At 59.4% G+C, this 4,724-nt stretch carries 1 protein-coding gene; it reads left to right on the forward strand.

The window, feature by feature from the left end:
- Nucleotides 1-348 precede the first annotated feature (348 nt).
- Nucleotides 349-4,724 (forward strand): excinuclease ABC subunit UvrA (gene uvrA, locus ABX749_RS22645; RefSeq protein ID WP_372897984.1); only part of this gene is annotated, 4,376 nt, incomplete at its 3' end.

Raw genomic sequence — 4,724 nt, forward strand, 5'->3', positions numbered from 1 at the left:
CTGAGCGAGAGAATGACGGCCAGAAAGTAATAGAGTTGCATCAGGAAATCGTTGAGAAGCCGGGGGGGTGCAACGGCAGAAAGAAGAGCGGCAGAGGCTTCCAGACTGTCAATTCAATGGCGACGGACTGGAAATCGATTCCACGGTTCGGGCCATCAGTATTGTTGCTTCGTTCTCGGGCGCGACCCGTGTTTCTACGAACTGCCCCGATTTCAACTCACCTGGAGTCCATTTTTGCCGGTCGATTCCGCCGGAACCCGCAAAAACCTCTCATTTCGCCAGATTGCCGTGCCCGCTAGACTACGGGGGAAAGGAATGCCGTCTTCTACTGACCACGAATTGCCCCGAATGTCGACGACCGAAATCAAGGTCAAGGGTGCCCGCGAGCACAACCTCTGTGACGTCAATCTGACCCTGCCGCGTGGTGAACTGGTTTGTTTTTCCGGTGTCTCGGGCAGTGGAAAGTCGTCTCTGGCCTTCGACACGCTGTATGCCGAGGGCCAACGCCGGTACGTCGAGTCGCTCTCCAATTACGCCCGGCAATTCATGGGCCAGATGCCCAAGCCCGATGTCGATCTGGTCAGCGGCCTGAGCCCCTCGATTTCGATAGCCCAAAAATCGACCGGCAACAATCCCCGCAGCACCGTCGGCACGATCACCGAGATCTACGACTTCTTGCGCGTCCTGTTCGCCCGTGTCGCGACGCCCAACTGCCCCAATTGCCACGTCCCGATCGCCGCCCAACCGTCTGACGCAATCACGTCGCGGATCTTGGATCTGGACCCCGAAGAAACCATCTGGGTTCTGGCGCCGCTGGTCCGCGGGCACAAGGGCGAATTCAAAGACCTGTTCGAAGACCTGCGTAAACAAGGGTTCACACGCGCCCGCGTGGACAACGAAACGATTCGCCTGTCAGATCCTCCACCACTGGATCGGGCCCGTCGCCACGATGTCGAAGTGGTCGTCGATCGCGTGGGCATCGATGATCGCGACCGCGGACGCATCAACGAAGCGGTCGATCTGGCGCTGAAACTCGGCGATGCGTCGGTGATCGTGTCGCTGTCGGAGCCCAACAGCGATTCGGCGCGACCGGCCAAAGAAGACATCCTGTTTTCTTCGCGTTACTCGTGCGGTTCCTGTGGTGAAAGTTTTCGCCCGCCGACGCCGCAACTGTTTTCGTTCAACAGTCCGCAAGGGATGTGCGAAGCCTGTGACGGGCTCGGGCATCTGTACACGTTTGTTCCGGAGTTGATCATTCCCGACGAATCCAAGTCGATTCGCAAGGGAGCGATCACGCTGCTGGGCCAATGGGGCGACATCGGTCGTTATCGTCGGCACATCTACAAAGGCTTCGCGACCGCGATGGACAAGCTGCTCGAACTCGAGCCGGGTTCGATGCTGGAAACGCGTTGGCGGGACCTGCCCGCCGAAGCCCAGAAGATGTGGTTGTGGGGCAGCGACTCGACGTATCAATTGACGTGGCGCGGCGGCCGAAAGAGTCGCAAGTACACCGGGTCGTTCGACGGGTTTATTCCCGAGCTGCTTGATCGCTATCGCACGACCAAGAACAAGATGCAGTTGCGGCATCTTGAAAAGTTCATGAACACGATCGATTGCGTCGATTGCCAAGGCCGTCGGCTGAATCGCCAGGCCAGTGCGGCGACGATCACGACGACATCGGACGCGTTCGAAGACAATCACGCGCTCTCGCTGCCCGATTTGTGCGAGTTGTCGATCGATCAGTTGAGTCAGTTTTTCGCCGAGATCAGCTTGGGAGAAACCGACGCCAAGATCGCGGCCGAAGCGTTGAAAGAGATCCGCACGCGACTGGGGTTCTTGCTCGGCGTCGGTCTGGATTATCTGACATTGGGCCGAACCGCACCGACGCTTTCCGGTGGCGAATCACAACGCATTCGTTTGGCCGGCCAGATCGGCAGCGGGCTGGTCGGCGTGCTGTACATCTTGGACGAACCGTCGATCGGATTGCACGCCCGAGACAACGACCGATTGATCGAAACGCTGGTGCGGCTCCGCGATGCCGGCAACACGTTGATCGTCGTCGAGCATGACGAAGACACGATGCGGGCGGCCGATCGGATCGTCGACTTTGGTCCCGGCCCGGGAGTTCGCGGCGGAGAAATCGTCGGGATCGGCGGGGCGGACGAATTGGGGGCGAACAAGCGCAGTGTCACCGGCCAGTTTCTTTCCGGTGATCGTCAGATCGCGATCCCAGAAACGCCGCGGCCGATCGACGGCGAAGCCCAACTGACGATTCACGGCGCCCGGTTTCACAACTTGCGAAACGTCGATGCGACGATTCCGCTGGGAACCGTGACGTGCGTGACCGGTGTCTCCGGCAGCGGAAAAAGTTCGTTGATTGGCGGCATCTTGGAACCCGCCCTGCGGCGTGAACTCAACGGTGCCGAATGCGAACCCGGTGACCACGATTCAATCAGCGGTCTGGAATTTTTGGACAAGACGATCGCGATCGATCAATCACCGATCGGGCGAACGCCACGCAGCAACCCGGCGACGTACGTCAAAGTCTTTGACGAAATCCGCAACCTGTTCGCCAAACTGACCGAAGCGAAAACGCGTGGCTACACCGCCAGTCGATTCAGCTTTAACGTCGATGGCGGACGCTGCGCCGCCTGTGACGGCAACGGCGCGTCAAAGCTGGAAATGGATTTCTTGGCCGACATCTGGGTGACGTGCCCGGTTTGCGGCGGGAAACGATACAACCGCGAAACGCTTTCGGTCCAATTCAAAGGCGCGTCGATCGCCGACGTGCTGGAAATGGACATCGCCCAGGCGCTCGAGCTGTTTCAAAACGTTCCCAAAGTTGCCGAAAAACTGCAAACCCTGGTCGACGTCGGTCTGGAGTATTTGAAACTCGGCCAACCCTCCCCGACGCTTTCGGGCGGCGAAGCCCAGCGGATCAAACTCTCGCGTGAGCTGAGTAAACGAGAAACCGGCAAGACGCTGTATGTGCTGGACGAACCGACGACCGGATTGCACTTCGCCGACATCGAATTGTTGCTCCGCGTGATTCACGGCTTGGCCGATCGCGGCAACACCGTGGTGATCGTCGAACACAACATGGACGTCATCAAAACGGCCGACTACGTGCTCGACCTGGGTCCCGAAGGCGGCGCCGGCGGTGGAAAAATTGTGGCCGCCGGGCGACCGATCGACATCGCCAAAAACATGGACAGCTACACCGGCGCGGCATTGGCCAAAGTGATGGGTGTCAAACGTCGCAAGCCGGCCAAGCACCACGCGACCGCCACGAGAGCGTCGGCTGCGTTGGCACCGCCGCCGGAAAAGGCCAAAACCCACTTGGTGGTCCAGTCGGCTTCGGAACACAACCTGAAATCGGTCTCCGCGGAAATTCCCCGTGACGCCATGACCGTGTTCTGTGGCCCCAGCGGTAGCGGCAAAAGCTCGATGGCGATGGACACGATTTACGCCGAAGGCCAACGTCGCTACGTCGAATCGCTTTCGTCCTACGCAAGACAATTCATCGGCCAGGTGCAAAAACCCAAGGTCGAACGGATCGAAGGGTTATCACCGGCGGTCGCGTTGGAACAAAAAAACCTCGGGCATTCGCCGCGCAGTACCGTCGGCACGGTCACCGAGATTTATGATTTCTTGCGGATCTTGATGGCGCGGCTGGGGACACGACACTGTCCGGATTGCGGCGTCGAAGTCGGCACGCAGACTCCCGAGCAAATCGCGGAGAAAGTGTTGTCGATGCCCGAAGGGACGCGAGCCTTGTTGCTCTCGCCGATCGAAGTGGTGGCCGGAGAAGCGTCCAAGGACACCTGGCAATCGCTGCGTAGCCAAGGTTTCCAGCGGATTCGAATCGATGGAAAAACGGTCTCGCTCGACGAAGCACCGGCACTCGACCCGCGGAAACGACAAACCGTTCAAGTCGTCGTGGACCGGATCGCGGTCAACGACGAGGAGCGCTCGCGGATCAGCGACAGCGTCGAACAAGGGCTATCGTTGGGGATCGGCGTGATCCAGGTCGCGATCGCCAACCCGGATCGCGACGAACAATACTGGGAAACGATCACACACAGCCAGCATCTCGTCTGCGGTGAATGCGGCAGATCTTTTCCCACACTGACACCACACCACTTTTCGTTCAACAGCTCTGTCGGCTGGTGTCCGCAGTGCGAAGGACTGGGCAAGCAAACCGGAACCAACCCAGCCGCCCTGATCGATTCGCCGCGTAAAACGCTCGCCGACGGTGCCGCACTGCTGTGGCCGAGTGTCGATCACGAGGTCTCGCTATGGTTGTTGCGGGCGTTGTCGCGGCAGACCGGCATCCCGATCGATCTGCCGTTCGACGAGTTGACCGCCACACACCGCCGATTGCTGTTTCACGGGCTGGGCGACCGCTGGATCGAAGTCCGGCAAAGCGATGCGAAACCGAATTCAACGTCCACCGCCAAATTGTTTCGCTTTCGATTCAAAGGCTTTTATCCGGCGCTAGAGGAAGCGTCGCGTTTGACACCGGGATTGCGCGGCAAGCTGGAACAGTTCGTCGACGACATCAACTGCAGTGCCTGCGACGGATCGCGATTGCGTGAAGAAGCAGCCGCCTGTCAGTTTCGCGGTTGGACGATGGCCGATCTGGTTCACATGCCGCTGGATCGTTTGGATGGCGTCGTCACCGATTGGAAACTCGATCGCCGGGAGAAAAAGATCGCCGGCGA

Origin of the sequence: Stieleria sp. (genome assembly GCF_041595215.1) — a bacterium.
GTDB classification, from domain to species: Bacteria; Planctomycetota; Planctomycetia; order Pirellulales; family Pirellulaceae; genus Stieleria; species Stieleria magnilauensis.